Origin of the sequence: Bradyrhizobium sp. sGM-13 (assembly GCF_018398875.1) — a bacterium.
GTDB lineage: Bacteria > Pseudomonadota > Alphaproteobacteria > Rhizobiales > Xanthobacteraceae > Bradyrhizobium.
This window is the reverse complement of record NZ_JAGWDK010000043.1, coordinates 1-19,401: the sequence shown is the minus strand read 5'-3', so window position 1 is coordinate 19,401 and position 19,401 is coordinate 1. Positions and strand designations below refer to the sequence as shown.

11 protein-coding genes and 5 pseudogenes are annotated in these 19,401 nt (G+C 57.8%); 4 read left to right on the top strand and 12 right to left on the bottom strand.

Features of this window, described 5'->3' with window-relative positions; translation table 11 throughout:
- Positions 1-76 precede the first annotated feature (76 nt).
- Both KJQ96_RS34000 and KJQ96_RS33995 read left to right on the top strand, forming a co-directional pair.
- A complete protein-coding gene (locus KJQ96_RS34000; RefSeq protein ID WP_213290624.1) occupies positions 77-1,216 on the top strand; it encodes a PLP-dependent aminotransferase family protein in 1,140 nt (379 codons plus the stop codon).
- Positions 1,217-1,251: 35 nt separating this feature from the next.
- A complete protein-coding gene (locus KJQ96_RS33995) occupies positions 1,252-2,166 on the top strand; it encodes a branched-chain amino acid transaminase (protein WP_213290623.1) in 915 nt (304 codons plus the stop codon).
- A 259-nt stretch (positions 2,167-2,425) separates the two neighbouring features.
- Here KJQ96_RS33995 and KJQ96_RS40700 read toward each other — a convergent pair.
- From KJQ96_RS40700 to KJQ96_RS33980, 5 genes and pseudogenes are all read right to left on the bottom strand, one after another.
- A pseudogene (locus tag KJQ96_RS40700) lies at positions 2,426-3,287 on the bottom strand (IS3 family transposase); the annotation flags it as partial.
- A gap of 48 nt (positions 3,288-3,335) precedes the next feature.
- Positions 3,336-4,667, bottom strand: a pseudogene (locus KJQ96_RS40695) (IS110 family transposase); the annotation flags it as partial.
- Between the two features lie 224 nt (positions 4,668-4,891).
- A pseudogene (locus tag KJQ96_RS33985) lies at positions 4,892-5,188 on the bottom strand (transposase); the annotation flags it as partial.
- 411 nt (positions 5,189-5,599) lie between these two features.
- A pseudogene (locus KJQ96_RS40690) lies at positions 5,600-6,159 on the bottom strand (transposase); the annotation flags it as partial.
- Between the two features lie 350 nt (positions 6,160-6,509).
- Entirely contained in the window at positions 6,510-6,707 is a 198-nt protein-coding gene (locus KJQ96_RS33980; protein WP_213290620.1) for a hypothetical protein, read from the bottom strand.
- A 724-nt stretch (positions 6,708-7,431) separates the two neighbouring features.
- On the opposite strand from KJQ96_RS33980, the gene KJQ96_RS33975 reads away from it, so the two are divergent.
- Positions 7,432-8,244 carry a class I SAM-dependent methyltransferase gene (locus tag KJQ96_RS33975; protein WP_213290619.1) on the top strand — a complete coding sequence of 271 codons (813 nt, stop codon included), beginning with the start codon at positions 7,432-7,434 and terminating at the stop codon, positions 8,242-8,244.
- 886 nt (positions 8,245-9,130) lie between these two features.
- Here KJQ96_RS33975 and KJQ96_RS33970 read toward each other — a convergent pair.
- From KJQ96_RS33970 to KJQ96_RS33940, 7 genes and pseudogenes are all read right to left on the bottom strand, one after another.
- Positions 9,131-10,255, bottom strand: a complete 1,125-nt coding sequence (locus tag KJQ96_RS33970; RefSeq protein ID WP_213290618.1) for a hypothetical protein — start codon at positions 10,253-10,255, stop codon at positions 9,131-9,133.
- Between the two features lie 214 nt (positions 10,256-10,469).
- Positions 10,470-11,043 (bottom strand): annotated as a pseudogene (locus KJQ96_RS33965) (hypothetical protein); the annotation flags it as partial.
- Between the two features lie 129 nt (positions 11,044-11,172).
- Positions 11,173-12,405 (bottom strand): hypothetical protein, encoded by a 1,233-nt coding sequence (locus KJQ96_RS33960; RefSeq protein WP_213290617.1) that lies wholly within the window; start codon positions 12,403-12,405, stop codon positions 11,173-11,175.
- A 137-nt stretch (positions 12,406-12,542) separates the two neighbouring features.
- Complete coding sequence (locus KJQ96_RS33955) at positions 12,543-13,802, bottom strand: extracellular solute-binding protein (RefSeq protein ID WP_213290616.1); 1,260 nt, start codon at positions 13,800-13,802, stop codon at positions 12,543-12,545.
- 28 nt (positions 13,803-13,830) lie between these two features.
- The gene (locus KJQ96_RS33950; protein ID WP_213290615.1) at positions 13,831-14,922 is read right to left on the bottom strand and encodes a PLP-dependent aminotransferase family protein; all 1,092 of its coding nucleotides are present in this window, start codon (positions 14,920-14,922) and stop codon (positions 13,831-13,833) included.
- A gap of 92 nt (positions 14,923-15,014) precedes the next feature.
- Positions 15,015-16,676 carry a gamma-glutamyltransferase family protein gene (locus tag KJQ96_RS33945; protein ID WP_213290614.1) on the bottom strand — a complete coding sequence of 554 codons (1,662 nt, stop codon included), beginning with the start codon at positions 16,674-16,676 and terminating at the stop codon, positions 15,015-15,017.
- Positions 16,677-16,849: 173 nt separating this feature from the next.
- Positions 16,850-18,334: an alkaline phosphatase family protein gene (locus KJQ96_RS33940; protein ID WP_213290613.1), complete on the bottom strand. Its 1,485-nt coding sequence runs from the start codon at positions 18,332-18,334 to the stop codon at positions 16,850-16,852.
- Between the two features lie 741 nt (positions 18,335-19,075).
- Between KJQ96_RS33940 and KJQ96_RS33935 the strand changes: the two genes are divergently transcribed.
- A complete protein-coding gene (locus tag KJQ96_RS33935; protein ID WP_213290612.1) occupies positions 19,076-19,228 on the top strand; it encodes a hypothetical protein in 153 nt (50 codons plus the stop codon).
- Positions 19,229-19,401 lie beyond the last annotated feature (173 nt).

The following is a 19,401-nucleotide window of genomic DNA, read 5'->3' as shown; positions in this document are numbered from 1 at the left end:
GCCAAATGCGGCGGACTTTACTTCGAAAATGGTGCGTTGTCTGAAGGCCAGCAAACGCACCTGAAAGGGATACAATATGCCGACGGTATCAAGCAATACAAGGCCGCTCGCCGAAACAAAATCGCCAATCGATATGACGAGGACAATGGCTCCGGAAGTGCCCGGTTTTCGTGAGTACATTATCGAGGGACTTGGAAAAATCGCGACTCTTCCGGAATTGTCAGACATAGTTCAGCGACATCGCTTTCATGGAACCACACACGACAAAGCAGTTGCAGCTCAATGGCTCGGCAGGCGGCTCGGTACTGCGCCTGACTCGTCACGCCTGCTTCTGACGGGCGGCACTCAAAACATTCTAATGATTTTGTTCTCTCGCCTAGTGCCTAAGGGGTCCGTAATCGCGGCGGAGAAGCTAACATATGCCGCGATCGGGCAGCTTGCGATGCTGGCAGGCGTGTCGGTGTTGCCGGTCGATATAGATGGCGACGGCATGCGGGCAGATGCGCTGGAGGAGATCTGCAGGTCACACAAGGTTGCCGCTGTTTACACCAACCCAACGGGTCACAATCCGACGACGTCCATCATGTCCGCCGAACGCCGCCAAAGCATCGCCGAGGTGGCGCGCAGGTATGGCGTGGCTATCGTTGAGGACGACGTCCATGGGTTTATCACTAAGTATGCGCCAGCTCCTATTGCGACGATAGCTCCTGAGCTCACCTGGTATATGATGACAGTGTCGAAATGTATTGGTCTCGGCCTTAGAGCCGCATATCTCGTTGCTCCAAATGCAGAAACGCTTGCGCAACTTTTAGCCTCCATTCCAAGTGTCTCGGCATGGTTTGTCCCTGGACTATCGGCGGCACTCATTACGAATTTGATTGAAACGGGTGCCGCGGACGAGATCGCTAGAAGCATCTCGGCTGAAATAGGCTTCCGGCAGGAGATTTCCCAAGACATTCTTGGGCCATTTGGGTGTATGCACACAAACGGCTCTTCCTTGCATATATGGCTAGATTTGCCGCATGTATGGACAATCGAAAATTTTGTCGATGCGGCAGCCGAGGCAGGCGTCACCCTTCGTCATCCTAACGTTTTCGCAGTTCCAGGAACTGAGATCAAAAGTAACATTCGCCTCTCCTTGATCGCGCCCGCAACACGCTCAGACTTACGAGAGGGACTCTCCAGAATTGCCGGTTTACTCCAGTCGCGGATGTAACTTGGCGAGATTACTCAGGGAAAGGAGATCCCAAAATGTCTGCGGCAGACTTCGCGTATTTGAACGGAGAGCTATTACCCTGGAATGACGCCAAGATTCATGTATTTTCGCCTGTGGCAAAGTACGGCATTGGCATCTTTGAGGGAATACGCGGTTATTGGAATGGACATGAAGAGCAACTTTTCTTGTTCCGCCTTAAGGAGCATCTAGATAGGTACGCCTTCTCGCAGAAGGCGATGCGGTTCGATGAGGGCCCATCCAGCAGGGAATTGACGCAAGCTCTTATCTCTCTTTGTCACGCAAACCAATTCCGCACCACCGTTCACATTCGGATGATGGCTTTCGTCGACGGTTTGGGAGAGATGAGTGCAACCGGACCCGTTGGAACCGCTATTACTGCCCTCCCTCGTGCGACGACGAAACAGGTCAGCAGAGGTGCATCCGCGCAAATCAGCTCCTGGATGCGAATATCCGACAACGTCATGCCGGCACGGATCAAGTGCAACGCTAACTACCACAACTCCCGACTAGCGGTAATGCAAGCCCAGCTCGACGGATATGATGTCGCATTCCTCCTCAATTCGAGAGGAAAGCTTGCTGAAGCGCCGGCGATGTGCGTTTTCCTCGTCCGACATGGACAGCTCGTGACCCCGAGTGGAACGAATGACATATTGGAGTCGATCACACGACGGACGGTGATTGAGATAGCAGAGGAATATCTGCAACTGAGGACTATTGAACGCGATGTGGACCGCACTGAACTGCTTCTTGCGGATGAGGTGTTTTATTGCGGTACCGGCGCTGAAATAACTCCCGTGACCTCCGTTGACCGGATCTCTATCGGTGATGGCAAACTGGGCCCGCTAACAAGCAAACTGCGGGAGATTTACCTCTCTATCGTAATGGGCGAGACGAAAGATCATTCCGAATGGAGGACGGCAGCGTATTGAAATCAGTTGGGAGAAGCGCTGATTGATTTATCGTCAAGGCCGGGCGCGGGTGAGACTTAAGGCAATTCACGAGTGAGCGAGCTACGGTACCGAATTCGATCGCACAGCTCTCGCAAGAGCGCTCCACTAGATCGATCCGGCCAGAACTCTGCATCACATCTGTGCTCGAGCCCGCTTAAGGGGCTGCTTTCTGTGCCGAAGGCACGGCGGCCGCCGGCGCCCCTGATCTTCCCCCGAAAAAATGGAAAAATGGACAAGGTTAAGCTGCTTTTAGCTCCATCTCGCTCGGGCTGATGTAGCCGATGGCGGAGTGGCGACGCGTTCGGTTGTAGAAGCCCTCGATGTAAGCGAAGATATCACGTGTGGCCTCTCGCCGTGTTGCATATTGCCGGTGATGGACGAGCTCGGTCTTGAGAGTGTGAAAGAAGCTCTCCATCGGGGCGTTGTCGTAGCAGTCGGCCTTGCGGCTCATCGAGGCCCGCAAGCCGGCGGACTTCATCGCTTGGCGATACTCCGCCGAGGCATATTGAACGCCGCGATCGGAATGGTGGATCAGGCCGGCGCCAGGCCGCTGCACCGAGATGGCCATCAGCAAGGCCGCCAATGGCAGTTCGGCGCGTAGATGATCGCACATCGCCCAGCCGACAATCTTGCGGCTGTACAGGTCCATAATGGCGGCCAGATAGAGCCAGCCCTGATCGGTCTCGACGTAGGTGATGTCGGCGAGCCAGATCTGGTTCGGTACGGCGGCGGTGAAGTTCCGCGCGAGCAGATTCGGGGCGATCGGGAAGTCGGTGACGGCTGTCGGTGGTGCGCACCCTGCGTGGCCGCGCCATGATGGCCCTGACACCATGACGGCGCATCAATCGCTCGATGCGACCGCGGCTCACCCCACGGCCTTGGGCCCTCAGCTCGGCATGGATGCGCGGGCTGCCATAGCGTCCGCTGGTGTCGCGGTGGACCCGTTTGATGTCGTCGACGAGCCCACGATTGGCGGCGGATCGCCGGCTCTCCGGGCGCGCGCGCCAGGCATAATAGCCGGCCGGCGAGACACCGAGCACGTGGCACAGGATCGTCACCGGATAGTCGGCGCGGCGATCTTCGATGAAGCGGAATCTCATGTCCGAACTCCAGCAAAGATCGCGATCGACTTCGCCGGGAATGGCCTGCAACACGAAGCCCAGCGATTTGGCGCGGCGCTGTAGATTGGCGAGGACGCGGGTGCGGTATTGCTGCTCATAGTGGTCGGCGCCTGGATCCCTGTAGCTCATGCCGTGCCGCAGGGTGTTGTAGAATAAAACTGCGATCTTGCGGGCAGTTGCTGTCACCGCCTTTGACTTACCCGCACGTGATGACAGCCGGCGATAGAAAGCTCCGAGCGCCGTATCGCTCCGTCCAACCGTTGTTGCTGCCAACCGCAACAGTGCAGCTGCCCGGCTGGAGGATCTACGCGTGCGCGCTGATAGCACCTTGCCGCCGGAGATCTTGTTTCCCGGTGCGAGACACAGCCAGGAAGTGAAGTGTTTGGCGCTCGGCCACGCTCTCAGATCGGTGCCACACTCACCGACAAGCTTCAGTGCCAGTGATGGGCCCAACCCATGGATCTCAGTTAGATCGACGCCGAGCAGACCATACAAGGCGGACCTGACATCGAAGGTGGACGTGTTGACCTGCTTGGTCTTGGTGCGTGGCCTGGATAGCTTTCCGACCGGCTTTGCCCCTTTATTGTTCAGTGTCGCGATCAGGACTTCGAGCTTGCGGTCGCAGTCCAGCATCTTCGCCTGGTAGACGTCATAGAGTTCTAGCGATTGGGTTAGCGCGAAGACATGTTCGTGCCGGTCGTTGCCCACCAGCGCCGCTCGGATCGTCTCGATGGATGAATGACATCGCACGTCCCGGTAAGTTGCCAAGACGTCAGGATTCCGCTCGCCTGCAACAATGGCTCGGATAATCCGCATGCCGGTCGCACCCGTGACATCGGAGACCACATGGTGGAGTTGCAGATTCATCTCCATCAGGGCCTTCTGCATGTGCTGAATATGGGCGGCGGCGTATTCCACCAACCGCTCGCGCTGGCGCAGATAGGCGCGCAGGGTTGCGATCTCGGCATCAGGTCGGAAGCTGCCGCGTAACAGGCCATAGGAATGAAGCTCGCGCAACCACGCGGCGTCGCTGACATCGGTCTTGCGTCCGGGCACGTTCTTGGCGTACCGCGCATTGACCAGAATGACCTCAAACCCGCGCTGCTCCAGGATCTCGTAGACGGGAATCCAATAGACCCCAGTGGATTCCATCGCGACACTCGTCACGCCGCACATTTTGAACCAGTCCGCCAGCTCATGCAGGTCTTGCGTGAATGTGCCGAAAGAGCGCACAGGCACGTCGGTGCAAGCGGGATTCACCGCAGCCATGTGCATCTTTGATCCGATGTCGATGGCTGCGGCCCCGACGTTGACCGGTTTAAGTGCCGGGCGGTCGCCGGCCGTCCTCTTCTTGAGCATGGCAATCCTCCAAGCAATGATGAGCGGGAGGGTCTGGGCTATGCCAATCGTCATCTTCCTAATCGGGATCGCCGCCAGGGCGACGTCACCACTCTCAAGCCCGCATGCACCCATGGACCATGTTTTTTAACGGGGATTGTGCCGCCAATAATCGAACGTCCGCTACCCTCCCAACCGCAGAAGCTAGCACAAGGCCGTTTCTACGTCGCACAGGCGCACCACCCTGCTGGACGGTTTTTTAAAATGTCGCGCTCCATACGCAGCCGCTCGTTCTCTCGCTGCAGACGAGCGATCTCCGCCGCGTGGTCCGCCGACGGCAGCGGCGCTTGCGTTGTGGGGCGCCGCGCCGCCGCCGTCGGTTCTCGCCCAGCCCCACGCAGTTCCACCCAGCGCCGCAAAACTGAATCCCGCAGGCCAAGTTCCTTGGCCACCGATCCGATCGAGCGGCCACTCGAAGCCACCAGATCGACCGCTTGCCGCTTATAATCGTCCGTAAACGACCGACGTTGACGTCCTTCCATCCAACACCTCCTGGCTCCTTGAGCCTACTACAGGTGTCCATCAATTCGGAGGAGGTTCACCCCACCTGTATCAGGTCGGGGATACCCATCTGGTTGCGCGCCTTACAACTGTTCGCGCCGCCCGGGACGTCAAAGTCGTTGATGACCTGAGCGAGGAACCGCACTGTTTCGGGAAATGAAAGAATCCCATGGCTCTCCTCCACCGCGCCCTCGGCCGCGTTGTACGCCGCGATAAAAAGCGGATTGGGGTACTTTTGTATTTTTTATGGAGAGCGCGCAGAAAGCGACAGCTCAGGCGCGACTTCTCTCCAACCAAGTGAAGCCATACGTCCAGATGTGACGGGCGCGTGAGAACCTCAGTTTTGCTCACCCGATTTACGGTTTGGTTGACAGGCTTGCGTCTACTTCGCACCGTAGCTTGCGCGTTTTGTTGCGCAATTGCAGGCCCAGCTCGCTATAGACACGCTGCGTCTTCTTGTAGATTGCCCAGCCTTCGCGGCGAAGCGGCCCGTGAACGCGGCGGTAGCCGTAGCGACCGCGCCCATGGCGATCTCTGCCGTTCGAGGGGCAGCCTGGGCGGAGCGACGAGACTAGTAGTGGCATATATCGACTTGTCACATTCGAGAGCCTCGCAGGCTCTACGGATCGACACCTGCCACTCGCTGCGTACCTCGGCGATCAGCTTGCGCTTCCGCCCAGGCTTCATAGCTTTCGGCGGATCACTGCTGCAGCATTTCCTTGTCGAGCGAGAGATCCGCCACCAGCTTCTTCAGCGTGGCGTTCTCCTCCCTCCGTGGCAACAGCCCCGTCATACTTCTTCTTCCAATTGAACGAGGGTAGCCGGCTGATCCCTGCCTTCCGGCAGATCTCGGCGATTCGCACGCGTCGTTGCCCTGCTTCAGAATGAACGCCTTCTGGGCGTCCGAAAATGTCGAGACTTCATCGTCTTCTGCTCCTCCAAGCGGGGGGATTCAGCAGCGCAAATCTCTTGCCAAAAATGGTCCAGTTTGCCGGCCTTAGGTCATCTTCAGTCCCGCAGTGGCAGGTCATCCTCACCAGAGTAGGTAGTGTCTCGATCCTTGTTAATGATCTACCATCAATTGGTACCTCGCCGTGCAGCCTAGATACTGGACAATGGCGTATACGACTATGCGCATCATGAACGAAACGGATCGATGCTACAGCTGTTAGAAGAGGATATTGTGGACGACGATTGGCTAATTTGGCTAGCCGGCGAGCAGTTGAGGAGCAGTGTTGATCGTCACGACAGAACGAAGATCATTTTGCCGCGTTATTTTTCGCCGGCACCATCGAGCAGTACTTAACCTTGGTTCAGAGCCGCGCACATGCTGGCGGTAAGAATTCGGCGCTGATCGGCAACGATCGGCGAGCCTTTGCCCCCGCCGCATATCGTGTCCTCGACAAAGGCTGCCTCGTCGAGCAGTTCATAACGATGCGGCGCTTGTTGCTCATTCCAACCGCGGTCGTCGAAGCCAAACGGGCCGAAATCGTCGGGCATCTTGTCAGGGAGCTCCCGCGGCCCGTCGTGATCGCCGGATTGAGTGTCGCCGGACGGAGCGTTGATCGCATCTGTGCGGCGATTCCGCCGAAAGATGGCTCCGCACTGCTTCATCTCGCTGGCCGCAACACCCACATGTCCAGGGCCGGTCTAGATGCCGTTCGAGCATGAGCACCAAGCGGCGGACGGTCTTTGGGAGCCGCCCGAAACTGCGCGTGACGGACTTCTGCGGAAAGAACACTGGTGTGAGCATGGCAAATGCTGATCAAGGAAGAACAGAGGGGTCCTCGCAGAGCTATTGCGACGATTATTTGCAAGCAACCCGATCGCACTGCGCGGCGATCCTCATTCGACCCGTCCGGCCGATCTCGGCGATGCGGTCGAGGCCACGGCGACGTTCGCATCGTCGAACTATCGATTTGCGGCTGCATCGCGCCGGAAGGCAAGGATCACACTCGCCATGCCATGAGCGATGCCGCGCTATGGGGAAGCATCACGATTCAGGCGGTTCGCCGGTGAATGAACTCGTTTCCTCCGAACGAATGCGAATTGCGATAACCATCGAGGCGACGTTCATACTCTCTCTCGCGTCGCCTTTTGCAACGATCTACGTCCTGGGCTGGGCAGTAATTTCGGTGGCCTGCTCTTCGGCGCTTAGAGCGCTCACAGCGACCAAGGCCAAGAAGGCTAATTGTGACTCTCAATGCTGAATGGAGGAGTGGTCATGAATAACCCCATGACATGGCAGCTCTATGATGGCTGCGCAGTCGGCTACGATGCGTATAGACCCAAGTATCCTGAGGACGTCTTTGGCATCCTGTCACGCTATCATGTGGCACCTGCGCCGCTGCGGTCAGCCGCAGATGTTGGCGCCGGAACCGGCATCTTCAGTCGACAGCTCATGGAGTCGGTGCCGAGCATTGAGAGGTTGACCTGCATTGAAGCGAACTCGGATATGGCGGCGATCGCCAAAGAGCGTTCGGCCACCTTTCGTGGGCTCGACGTACTGGTCGGGTTGGCTGAGAGCCTCTCGTTGCCGGATCGTTCATGCGATCTTGTAACAGCAGCAACGTCAGCCCACTGGTTCGATAGGCCGCTATTCTACGATGAGGCCGCGCGGGTGCTGAAGCCTTCCGGAACATTGCTGCTCGTGCAGAACAGGCACCGGTATTGGGAGAGCGCATTCCTGGATGATTTCGCCAGCTTTCAAGAGCGCCATTTCCCTGGATTTCGTCGGGGTCACTACTGGGATTTGTTTGGCACCGATGGGAAAGCTGACTTTGAAGCGGAACTCCGTTCGCGTTCCGATCTGGTAGCTGTAGAGCGCCATAAGGTAGAGTGGTGTGAGACGATTACCGAAAATCAGTTCCGCGGCTACTGTTATTCCATGTCACACATAAAGATGGCGATAAGTCAGTCTGGCGCCGCCGCAATCGCGCAGGAGATCGATGCGCTTCTAGAGCGGCACCAGGATGGGTCAGGCGATGTGGCGGTTGAATGGCTCACAGATGTCGTTTTGAGTAGAGTCACGTCTTAGGGGGCGCCGCTGGAGCGCCAAGTTCCTTCTCAGAATCTCTTTGCACGCAGTCAGTCGTATCGAAGATGGTCGATGCGTGGGCAAACTACTCAATGAGAATCTCGGTGCATTCACCGGTTTTGTTGAGAGATCCGCAGACAACTGTTCAGAACCACAACGTGGACACCGGCCATGGCGAGTTTCTCCACCAACACAAGTATCGATAGCTCGGAAGGGCATGACGGCCCCGCTCCGACGAGCAGGCCCACCATCGGCCAGCGGCCTGGAAATCGCGCCACGCAATAAAGGGTTAACAGAGAAGCGATGCCGCTCAAACGACCGAGAACATTGTTTTCCCGCGGCAGCTGAAGGAATGTCACTTGAAAGCGGTAGCAATATGGACAACCTGAACGAGCGAGCCGAAGGCGGCCTGATCAGGGCTGTCGCCGGATGCGTACGCCTTTCCGAGCGGCCTACCAGCGCAACGACGAACCCTCAGGTATGGTCGGGCACAAACACCTTGGCCGCTTCACGCGCGGTGCTCTTGCGCCGGCTCGACCTTGAGAGCGGCGGGCGGCTCTATTCAGTACCGTCGCTCGGCGAAGATGCTGACGACGGCCGGTCGCAGCCTCGCAGTTTTCGCCACCAACGCGTCGAGCACGATGCGGCTGTTGCACCACCAGGCTGAGAATTTTGCCACGTAAGCCTTGTTTTCGTTCAGGAGGAACCGGTCGATCTCTCGGTTTAAAGCTCGTACGCGTGATCGAGACGCGCAGGACAGTTTGTGGCTCCTGGCCGACTACAGCGGTGGTTGCGAGGGCGCAGCCGGCGGCTCCCATTAGAAGCCGTGACTTAACTTAGTCCTTCCGTGGCCGTTGCGGGGTCACACGCCGATCGTCGGCGCCGTCTAATCGGCTAAAAGGGCCGAGATTTCGGCTTGCACGGATGCGATGTCGTCGGCGACATCAACCAGATGGCGCACGGTGGCCTCGGCGCCGCGCGCGCCTACGAAGAAGAAATGGCCACCCGAAACGGTCCGGGTGAGGCGCCGCGGCAGATCCAACATCAACGACCGCAGCCGCTCCCAGCGCTCGGGGGGGATAGCGGACAGGTCGCGGCAGCCCTTCACATAGCGCTCGAAAAGTTGCTGTGCGTTCAGGAACCCCCAGGTGAGAGAATCCGTCAGGGCGTGACGCGCGTCGGAGGGCCAGGTCGGCGCTATGACCCCTGTCAGCGGATGGGAGGCGAAATCAAAGGTGCCGAGCTCCTGCGTCACTTCAGCAATGGAAAGAGCCGCGCCGCGCCTCCGCAGAAATTGCGGCTCCCCGCGCAACAGGAGGGGCGTGTTCGCACGATAGTCGCGCCGGTAGACGTGTTCGGGAATGACCACGCGGTGGTTATCGGCGGATTGGGCCGCAAGTTCGGCGCACCAATTTGAATCGCGCGGTGGCAGGCCGGGCTCGCCAGCTGAGGGATTCCACAGGCCCGCCTCCGTCACCGGCTCGCCCGTCTCGAAGGCCGGCACCAAGCCGGGAAATGGCGCGCTGGCGGCGAGCGAGATGAACCCGATCGGCGGCACGCCGCCTCGCGCGAGCCCTTGACAGACCGAGCGCGCCACCCGGCCGGCCATGCTCCAACCGGCCACGACGACCTGGCGCGGCGCGGGGCACGTGGCCAAGAAGCCCCGAGTGATCGCGGTGACCGACGCGCCCCAATCCCTGACGGTCATGTCGGGATAGACCCGGGAAAAGGCGGGGTGGTCGCTGGGATAGGAGATAGCGAGAAGCCCCCATCCAGCCTCCCGCAGCCAGAAGTCGACGAAGTCCCGCGGATTTGCGCCAGGATGGCCATAGGCGACCCGAGCCAAGTGGCCGCCGCCTGGCAGGAAGACCACGGTGGGATTGGTACCGGCCGGCGGGCGCCAGAAGACAATCGCGGGAAAGCTCGCGCCGTCCAGAAGCCGTTCGTTCGCAAACAAGGCGGCCGCCGATCGCGAGTCGGCGTCTGAAGGCGTCGGTCGGGAGCGAACCATTTCATCTCTCCAATCATCTCTGCAAGGGCGCCGCGACACTACTATTCAAACGGACCCGCTCTCACCGGTTGTTGGCACAACGGCTCTCGCGATAGTGCGAGCCAGCGCAATATCGTTGGGAAGCAACAATCCGGTGACAAGCATCGAATAATGTGATTGAACACTTTGATTTAGCGATGGATTGCGGTGACAACTGACCGCAGAATAAGTTCACCTCGCTGACAGCATAGCCGCCGTGACGGGTCGTTCGCCCGTCGATCGCAGAGCTGCGGCCGCCCGGTGTTCTGCGCCACATGCGGCGTCACGTTCATCGAGCACAGCTCGTTGACGAAGTCTTTTGGGCTTTGTCGGCGCCAAGCGTGATCGCTGTCGGCCGGTCTGCACGAGGCTCGATCATGTGCAGCGCGGCCACCCGTTCGGCATGCCCGTCCGCCAGCGTCAGAGAGGCGTCGACCAGCAAGCCGTGGCGGTTCTCCATCAGCCCATGCCCGATGAAGCACAGCTTCGTCTCCCTGCCTTTACCCTTGCGGTAGAGCCTGGCGTCCGGATCGGTGGTCGAAGCACGGGATCGAATAAAACGCCTGCAACAGCATCGCCCGCAGCAGCTTCTCCGGCGGGATCGGCGGCCGCCCAATCGGCGAACAGAGCGCGGCAAACTCGCGCTCCAGCGCCAACGGCGCCTCGTTCACAATCGTCTGGATCGCTCGCAGCGGATGATCGCGCCGCACCGCGTCCTCCAGGTCAACGCAGCTGAACAGCTCGCCCGTTCGATTGGCGCCGCCGTGCACGCACCATCTCCGACTCTCGTCGGAGCCAATGAATCACGGTCACCGGTCGGCGGCGAGCACCTTTTCAACAGCCTGCTAGATTTATGCGACGAGATTCTGCACCACACGCTGCAATACTCAAACTCACTATCAAGCCAATGTCCGGCTGCGATCAGCACGTCCAAGCACTGTTCGTACCCCTTCGAAAATCGTCTCTCCGGGCCGCTCCCACTCGAGCTCTCTGCCAATCGTCTCAGCAATGACATGTGTTGCCGCTCCGCTTGTAGTGGCAATTGAAAGAACATCACTACTCGACCCGGATGTATGCATGGCCCACGCCCGAGAACGGTGAGGACGAACAGCGTTCGTCAAGCTGCGCAACTTGTTCGACTCAGCTTGAGTCACTTCACTGGTGCAGATTTGATGAGTAGTCCAAGGAATTAACTGTGCGATCTGAAGGCGCGTTACGGAGCCGCTACCCAAATACGCAAAAATTCCATCCAATGCTGGCTGGCCACATGCAACATAGGCAATGCTGATATCCGCAACCGTTGCTGCGAAAATACATTCCGCCATGAAGTCCGCCAAAGGCGCCTTCCCGCCCGAATAGGCAGTCAGTGAATAAGGGAGCGCACCAAGGACGTCCTGCCTGGCCTCATTGATGAGGTCCGCTCCGAAGCCATCCCATTCCTCCGAGCCTCTGACAGGCACAGCGGCAAACTTGGTGCACACCTCGCTGCTGCGGAAATCGAAATCGACCAGCGCAATCTCCGCTCCAAATGGCCACGGCTGCACGAATTTCATGCGCCCAATCGAGCCATAGTGTCGGCCAAGTGTATCGCCGCCGACAACGAGATCGACCGATTCCTCCCATTCTTGAATTCTGGCAAACAGCCTCTGCGGTCGCGGTTCATATTTGCCGCCGCTAAAGCGCCAATCTGTTCCATCATGTAGGAGCACCACGACAGCGCGGGCGCCGGCTCGCCTTAGCTCATCCGCCATCAGAGGTATGTTTGGCTCGATCCTTTGGACCGGAAGGGGATGGCGCCGATCAACCCTATAGTTGCTTGATGCGAGTAAGTCTGACGAGGTCAGACCAATAAACCCAATATCGCCGGCGCTGGTCGGCAAAATCGTGGCCTTCGGCAGAGACACCTCGGCATTTGCACATAGCAGAGGGTAACTGAGGTCTTGGGCAACTTTCTCAAGAACGTCATTGCCGTAGTCGAAGTCGTGGTTTCCCGCGGCCGACAGATCCAATCCGAGTTCACATGATGCGCGAAAGCCGTCTCGACCTTGAGTCAGCCATTCAAGCGGACCGCCTTGGATGAAGTCACCACTATCGGCCCAAATTGCCGCGCGGCCGTCCCGCAGCCTAGACATTTCTCGCCGCAGAGCCCGCCCGCCCGGCAGACTCCCGAATGAAGTTGGCATCGGAGAGTAAGCCCCATAAAAATCATGAGTGCAGAGGATTCTTATTGTTTCCACCTAGGGTCCCTTCCACAGATTTGAAGCATCAATTACCGCGCCAGAAGTGCCGCCACCTTTGATTTCATTTCTTGCAGCGCTTGTTCAGGGGGCATTTTTATGGTCATTACTTTTTGCAGGATGTCCTTGATGGTATTGAAGATCTTGATTGAATTCGGTCCTGGGAATGAATACCAGCTTGTCACCCGATCCCGATTGAGCAATGCGACCGCGAACAAGGGCTCGGAGGAGTAAAAGTTTCTAAGGGAGTTCGGATCGTTAATTGCCCTCTCGTTGAAAGGAATCATTCCTGTACTCTTCACGATGACTGCCTGGGAGGATGGCGTCATAGCGAATTTCAAGAATTTCCATGCTGCATGGGCTTTTGCTTGGTCTTTCGAAAACAAAACCGCAGTCAAGCCGGCAACGGGCAGCCGACCATTCGGTGACGGAAGAGGAAAAGGCGCAACGCCCAGCGAAAAACGTCCGCCAATCTGCTTTTGGAATCCCCCAATGGCTGAGCTGGCAGTGACGAGAGCTCCCAATTTGCCGGCAGTGAACGCCTGACGAGCTTGGTCTCTCGACATATCCGCGCGCGCTTGGCCGGCTTCGCCGATCTGCCGAATCACGTCCAACGCCCACAACCCTTGCTCGCTAGCAAAGGCGACGTCGTTTGATGGTGTTGCTATTTTTCCTCCCGCGCTTTCGAGCAGAGCCAAGTATGTCCAATTTCCATTTGACTCATGTTCAAAAAACAACCCCATGTCCCGATCGATGGCGGGAATCTTCCTGCCCAAATTGATAATGTCCGGCCACTCACTCGGAAACGCCTCAGGATCAGCGCCAGCCTTTGCAACCAAGTCCTTGTTGTAGACGATCACTGGCATCGACGCCGCCAGAGTTAGACCATATTCGTGCCCGTCGATGCGCCCGGTGTCCGCCGCCGCAGAACTATAGCCTACATCCCCCCATTCCCGATCGGTCGACATGAATTGACCGAGATCGACGGCGTACCCACGCTCGACGAACACTCTAATTTGATTGCTGCCAGTGAGAGTTATATCAGGCAGATCGCCGGTAATAGCCTCGCGCAGTGTTTGCTCGGTCAAAGATTCAAAATCCCGATTCTTTGCTTCAATCTTGACCGTGATTTCCGGATATTGCTCTTTAAATTGCGCCGCGAGTTCTTGAAGCATTGGCGCCCACGCTGCCGGAGCAGCCGTGACGCGGATGACATTCTGAGCAATGGCCGGTGAAGCCGCACTAGACAAGGCGCCAAAGAAAATACTTGCGATAAGGAGTGCGTGACGCATGGTGACTTTCTCGCGTTTTTGGGAGGAATCAAGTTAGGCTTGAGAGTCTTTGAAGGGCCGTCTGCAGCTCTTCGCGCGACGATGGACCGCCTAGGCATACACGCACCGAGTTCGTTGGCCGGTCCGGCGTCGTATTGAAGATTGATGCAGCGCCAAGGAAAATGCCTTCACGACGCGCAGCAACCAGAAGATCCGACGCGGGCTGATGCATCGGAAGCCGAAGCCAGACATTTAATGCCCAAGGCTTTGTGACGATGTCGGACTCGTTAAGCGAGCTTGTGGCGATGAATTGCCGCGCGACGACGTCCTCGCGCACGGTCGCAAGCACCCGCTTTGCGGTTCCATCCGTGATCCAGTGCGCAATGATTTCAGCCGACAGCGGAGATGGGACCCAAGTTGTTGTCGATCTAAATCGCGCTATGAAGTCATGAGCGTGCTGGGAAGTGGGCGCGACAATATAGCCGAAACGAAATCCTGGGCTTAGAGTCTTGCCAACGCCGGTAACATACCACGCATTCGAGGGGGCGATGCAAGCAAACGGCGGCGGAGCCTCCGGCAGTAACATGCCGCAAATATCGTCCTCGATAATTGAGACTCCAAATTTGTCGGCAACGCGAGAAATGCTTTGCCGTCTGTCTAGGCCAAGGACGTGCGTAGTCGGATTGTGGAGGGTCGGCACCGTGAACAGAGCTTTCGGTGCATGACGTTTGCAAATCTGCTCGAAAGCATCCGGCATCATCCCGTCAGCATCGATCGGCGTTCCGATGACGCGTATCCCCAGGAGCCTTGGGATCTCCCAAGCAGCAAGTGCGCTAAGCTCTTCTGTGACAACGCTATCGCCGGGATTTGCGACTAACGAAAGCAGCAGAAGGACGCCATTCTTGGTACCATTCGTTAGGATAATCCGACCACTCAGATCAACCTCACAAAATCTCCCAGCAAGCCACTCGCTACCTGCAAGTTGGTCGGTTTCATTCTTCCCATAGCGATGATGGCGCATTACATCGTTTATGCGGCCGCTATCGACGATCTGAAGTAGAGTCGAGCGCAATGCGTCGCGGAATTCGCCAGGCTCAGGCGGTAGGTTCCGATCGAGATGAAATTGCTGACGTTCGTCCATTTGCACAAGCTCTTGTTTTGCAGGTCATTGACTGGTGAAGCGCCAGAAGCGCGTGCTTCATCGGCTAGGGAGAGCTTCTGGGCACGATGGTCTCAGTATGCGAGAGCAATGCCGTCACGCCTCGGGTCGGCCCCACCCTGAAGACAACCGCTGCGAGCGCATCTCACGATCCCGTGGCCGCCCCCGACAACCGGGGTCCATGACGGCAGCGCCTCCACCACATGTCCCCTGCGCCGAAGGTCCTGGATGGTTTCGGATGAGAAGCGTCCCTCCATGCAGATTTGACCACTATCTCCAAAACAAAAACGAGGCGCCTCTATCGCAGCTTGTATGTTCTGCTGGAGCGCAAGATGATTCAGTATCATCTGGGGTGTGGTTTGTAGAATGCGCCAGGAGCCAGGAGTGCCTATGGCGCCGATAGCCCCATTACGGCCCACGATGATCGAAGGTGCTAAACACATTTCGACCTTTTTGTCCGGCCCTACCGTATTGGGGCTCTCTGGATCCCAATCGAACCAGTGAGCAAAATTGTTCATCAATATTCCGGTATTGCCGTAGACGACGCCGCTTCCAAATCCTTTGGCTGGGCCACCTCCGATGGTCTGCGTACAGGCTGCAAGGTAACCAGCTCGATCCATCGCCACGAGATGAGTCGTGCTCTCACGGCGAACCGCTCCAAACGTGTCATCCATTCTTAGTTCGAAGTGGGGCTCTGCACCAATTCGATTTCCGGACCAGTGAGCCGCAGCATTCTGCTTGACAGCACGCAACACTTCACTTGCATAAGATGGCTCGAAGAATTTCTGCCAGCCGTTTGGGGTATGTAGTTCCAGCCGCGTATCCTCTCCAGCAATCTTAAATGCCTCGATCAAATAGTGTAGATAGTCTGGCTCAGCCTTCAGCTGAAGATCTTCTACGCCTGCAAGTATATTGAGTGAGACGAGATAACGCAGACCACTACAAGGAGGCGGCGGGCAATATATTGTGCTGTCTCGGAACGTCGCATGAACCGGCGACTGCCAAACTGGTTCATAGCTCTTTAGGTCATCGTGAGATAGGAGCCCTCCATTGTTGTGAGCGAACGATACTATTTCATCTGCAACGCTCCCTTCGTAGAATGCTCGCGCCCCCTCTGCAGCAACAACGCGAAGCGTACGGCCAAGATTACGTTGAACCAAAATATCGCCAACATCAGGAAGCTTGCCGTTTGGTGTAAAGATGGAGCTTGTGGTTTCATATCGGGAGAATGTGTACCAGGAAGCTTTGATTATCCGCGAGAGATATTGAGACACAGGGAAACCACTCTCTGCGAGGTCGATTGCCGGTCGCAAAGCCTGATCGAGAGTGATCGTGCCATAGCGTTTAAGCGCTAAATCCCAGCCAGCGATTGCACCCGGCACTATGGCCGACTTGATGCCGTGGTCCTTGTCTCCTGGATCCTTGAATTGATCTCGAAAAGCTGACTTCGGCGATGGCCCTACGAAGTCAAGGACTTGGGGAATTGGCATCTTTGGCCCTGCGACAATCATGTAGCCGACGCCACCAATTCCAGACGAATTGGGCTCGACGACGCTCAAGACGGCGGCCATAGTGACTAACGCGTCAATAGCGTTACCGCCATTCCGTAAGCACATCAGCCCGCTTTGGGTAGCAAGTGGATGAGCAGAAGACACTGCGCCGTTCAGACCGTAAGCCACTCCTCGGTGCTGGTACTGACCATGAGGCCAATCACGGGAATCATTTGCTTGCAGCATAAGACTTGTTCCTCTTGACAGTACCGCAGAGTATTCAGTTCTTTCGACTTCTAATGCAGTTGGACGAAATTGAATTGGCCCTCTGCCCTCACCTTAAGGGACGTTGTCGGACATCAGGACAGAGACAGTCATCTCGCATTGTCGCGATACCGATGAATTTGCCGCCATTGTCGTCAGCCTTCTGCAATTCCGCTCTCAACGTAGCTGGTGCTCTCTACCGCCACGCGCCGGAGAACCTGCCGATAGCTCCCCAATCGCGCCTCGAAAACCTCTCGGCGGATGCTCGGCTCTGGAGGCGTTGAGGTTCGGACGATCTCGTGGAGAACCCTGCCAGACATGCTTGGCGGCGCCGCAACCCCGAGCAGATGTAAGATGGTCGGCGCGAAATCGCAGACCCCAGAGGGGATTCTGGAAACGAAGCTGTCTGCCGCAAAGACAGACCCCGCGACAATGCCGACCGCCGCAAGCTCCTTCGGATGCAAGCCGCCGTGAAGGCCGAGCCCGGCCGGGCGATCATTGTCATAGAAGGTGCCACCTACGAGGCCGAAGGCGTCGATGGTATCGTCGGCGCGGAAGGAAAAGGTGACGTCCGGCGCACGGACATGATCCGCGAACACGAGGCGGTTTGAGAGGCTCCCTGGGGCGATGCCGCTTAGCTCGTCCTTCGCGCGGGTGAACACCGGCCCGCACCATGGCTCGGACGTGATGGTCGCAACCAACAGCGCAACCTGCGCCTCATCCGGATCAGCAAGATAGAGGGCGCCGACTTGGCCAGGCACCACGACTACATCAACATCAGGAGAAGGCGCGACGCCAGGGCTGAATCCGGCCGCACCTAGGCTTTCGGCCACCGAGATGCAAGTATGGCCCGTGATATGGCCGTGGTCCGAGACCGCGATGATCTGCACTCCGGCTTGTCGGCCCTCGGACTCCCACCAGTCGAGCACACGTCCGAACTGGCGATCGCAATGGGTAATGATGGAGCGGGTTGCCTCAGCTCCTGTTCCGTGAAAGTGTGAGGTGGTGTCCGGCTCGCCGTAAGATAGAACCGTGACGTCCGGCCGATAGCTTGACCAGACGATATCGAGGAACACCGTCGTGATCCAATCCTGCCCGACGGTGTCAGGTTCGGTGTTCGGCGGCGCGGCGGGCAGCGGCCCGACCCGCGCCTCGATCTCCGCGAGGACCCCGTCGGGCGTACAGGCCTCTCGGAAATGGCCCGAGAGGCGGACATGCCCGAAATCCTCAGCCTTGTGGTGGAAGAGGCGGGCCGTTCCCGGCGTGTTGGTGGCCAGGACAGCGAGGCTTCGCCCGTTCGCCGCCAAGATCTCCCCAAGCGACGGCGCCGAATAAAGCCGGCCGCCGCTTCCGAGATCGAGCTGGCGCAGCAGAACTGCGTCCGAAGTGTCAACGTATCGCGGCGGCGTGACTGAGCGGTCGACATATGCGTTGCCGACCATGCCGTGACGAACGGTAGTCGCGCCGGTGACAAGGCTCGGGAAGGCTGAGCGGGTCTCGCTCGGATAGACGGTGCGGTGGCTGGCAAGCGTCACCCCGGCCGCCTTTAGGCGCCAAAGGTTCGGGGTCAGGCCCGGGCCAATCAGGTCTGGGCGCAAACCATCAAAGCTAACAATAAGGAAGCGGAGATCAGAATTCATACGTCTGCATCGGGGTGCTGAGACTCATTCGGATATGCGGATAGTCCCTTTGGAAATTCTTCAGCATTGCCCGCGTCGGCCAGTGCCTCCCAAGAACGCTCAGAGTGCCGGGCTTGACGACGGTGACGGCCACGCTACGCAACATCGCCGACCTCCACACGTCCGACGGCACATCAGCGTCAGGACTTTACCATCTGCCATCGACAGCGAAACACCGCGCAAGACGGACACCCCGCCACAATTGTTTCGGACGCTCTCAATCGGTACGGATGCCATAGCCGTTACTTCCACATCGTCATGAGAGCATTGCGGAGCACGGCCCTGAGATCGACTATCTCATTCGGATGCGTCCGCTGACGTGCGAGACCTTTAGAAGCTCGAATTGCTAAAGTTGGATGACACTCATCGAATAGTTCGATGAGAACACGCGCAAAATGCGATGTGTTGCGTTCCGGGGATGATGTTTGAAAAGAAAGAGCTTCGGACAGTGCGCGTTTTCGTGAAGATCGTGCCCGAACAGAGCGGGTCTCATCCGCCAACAAACATTAGATATTGTGAAGGAATGCTGATGAGCCCGCGATGAAGTAGAACGCAGAAACGGATTGCAGCTGCGCGCGAGCATAGTCGTCCTTACCCGCACGGTTGCCGGCCACGAGAACCGATTGGCCGCACGCTGATCTTATCGGTTCGCACTGTTTTGGCGCGATCGACATCGGATCGACGATCCCACCGGAGGCGACGGTGAGCGACCTTGGCACAGACATAACTTACACGTCCGGTCGCTGGTCGAGCAGCTTCGATCTCGAGAAGATCGAAATGTTCAAGGCTGCGCACGGCGCCGAACGGTTCATCGAAATAGGGTTGCCTACGTCGAAGACCGATGCACCGAGCTAGGTCAGCGTTTTCTTGGTTCGAATCATATCAGGCGGCCTCGGCGAGCTTGTAGGACCACGTGTGGATGACCGGATGGCGATTGATGTCGTCGATACCAGCCACGATGCGCTCCTTGAGTTCGTGTTTTGAGGTCACCCGGATGTGGCGCAGGACTGAACGGGCGAACTTGGAGA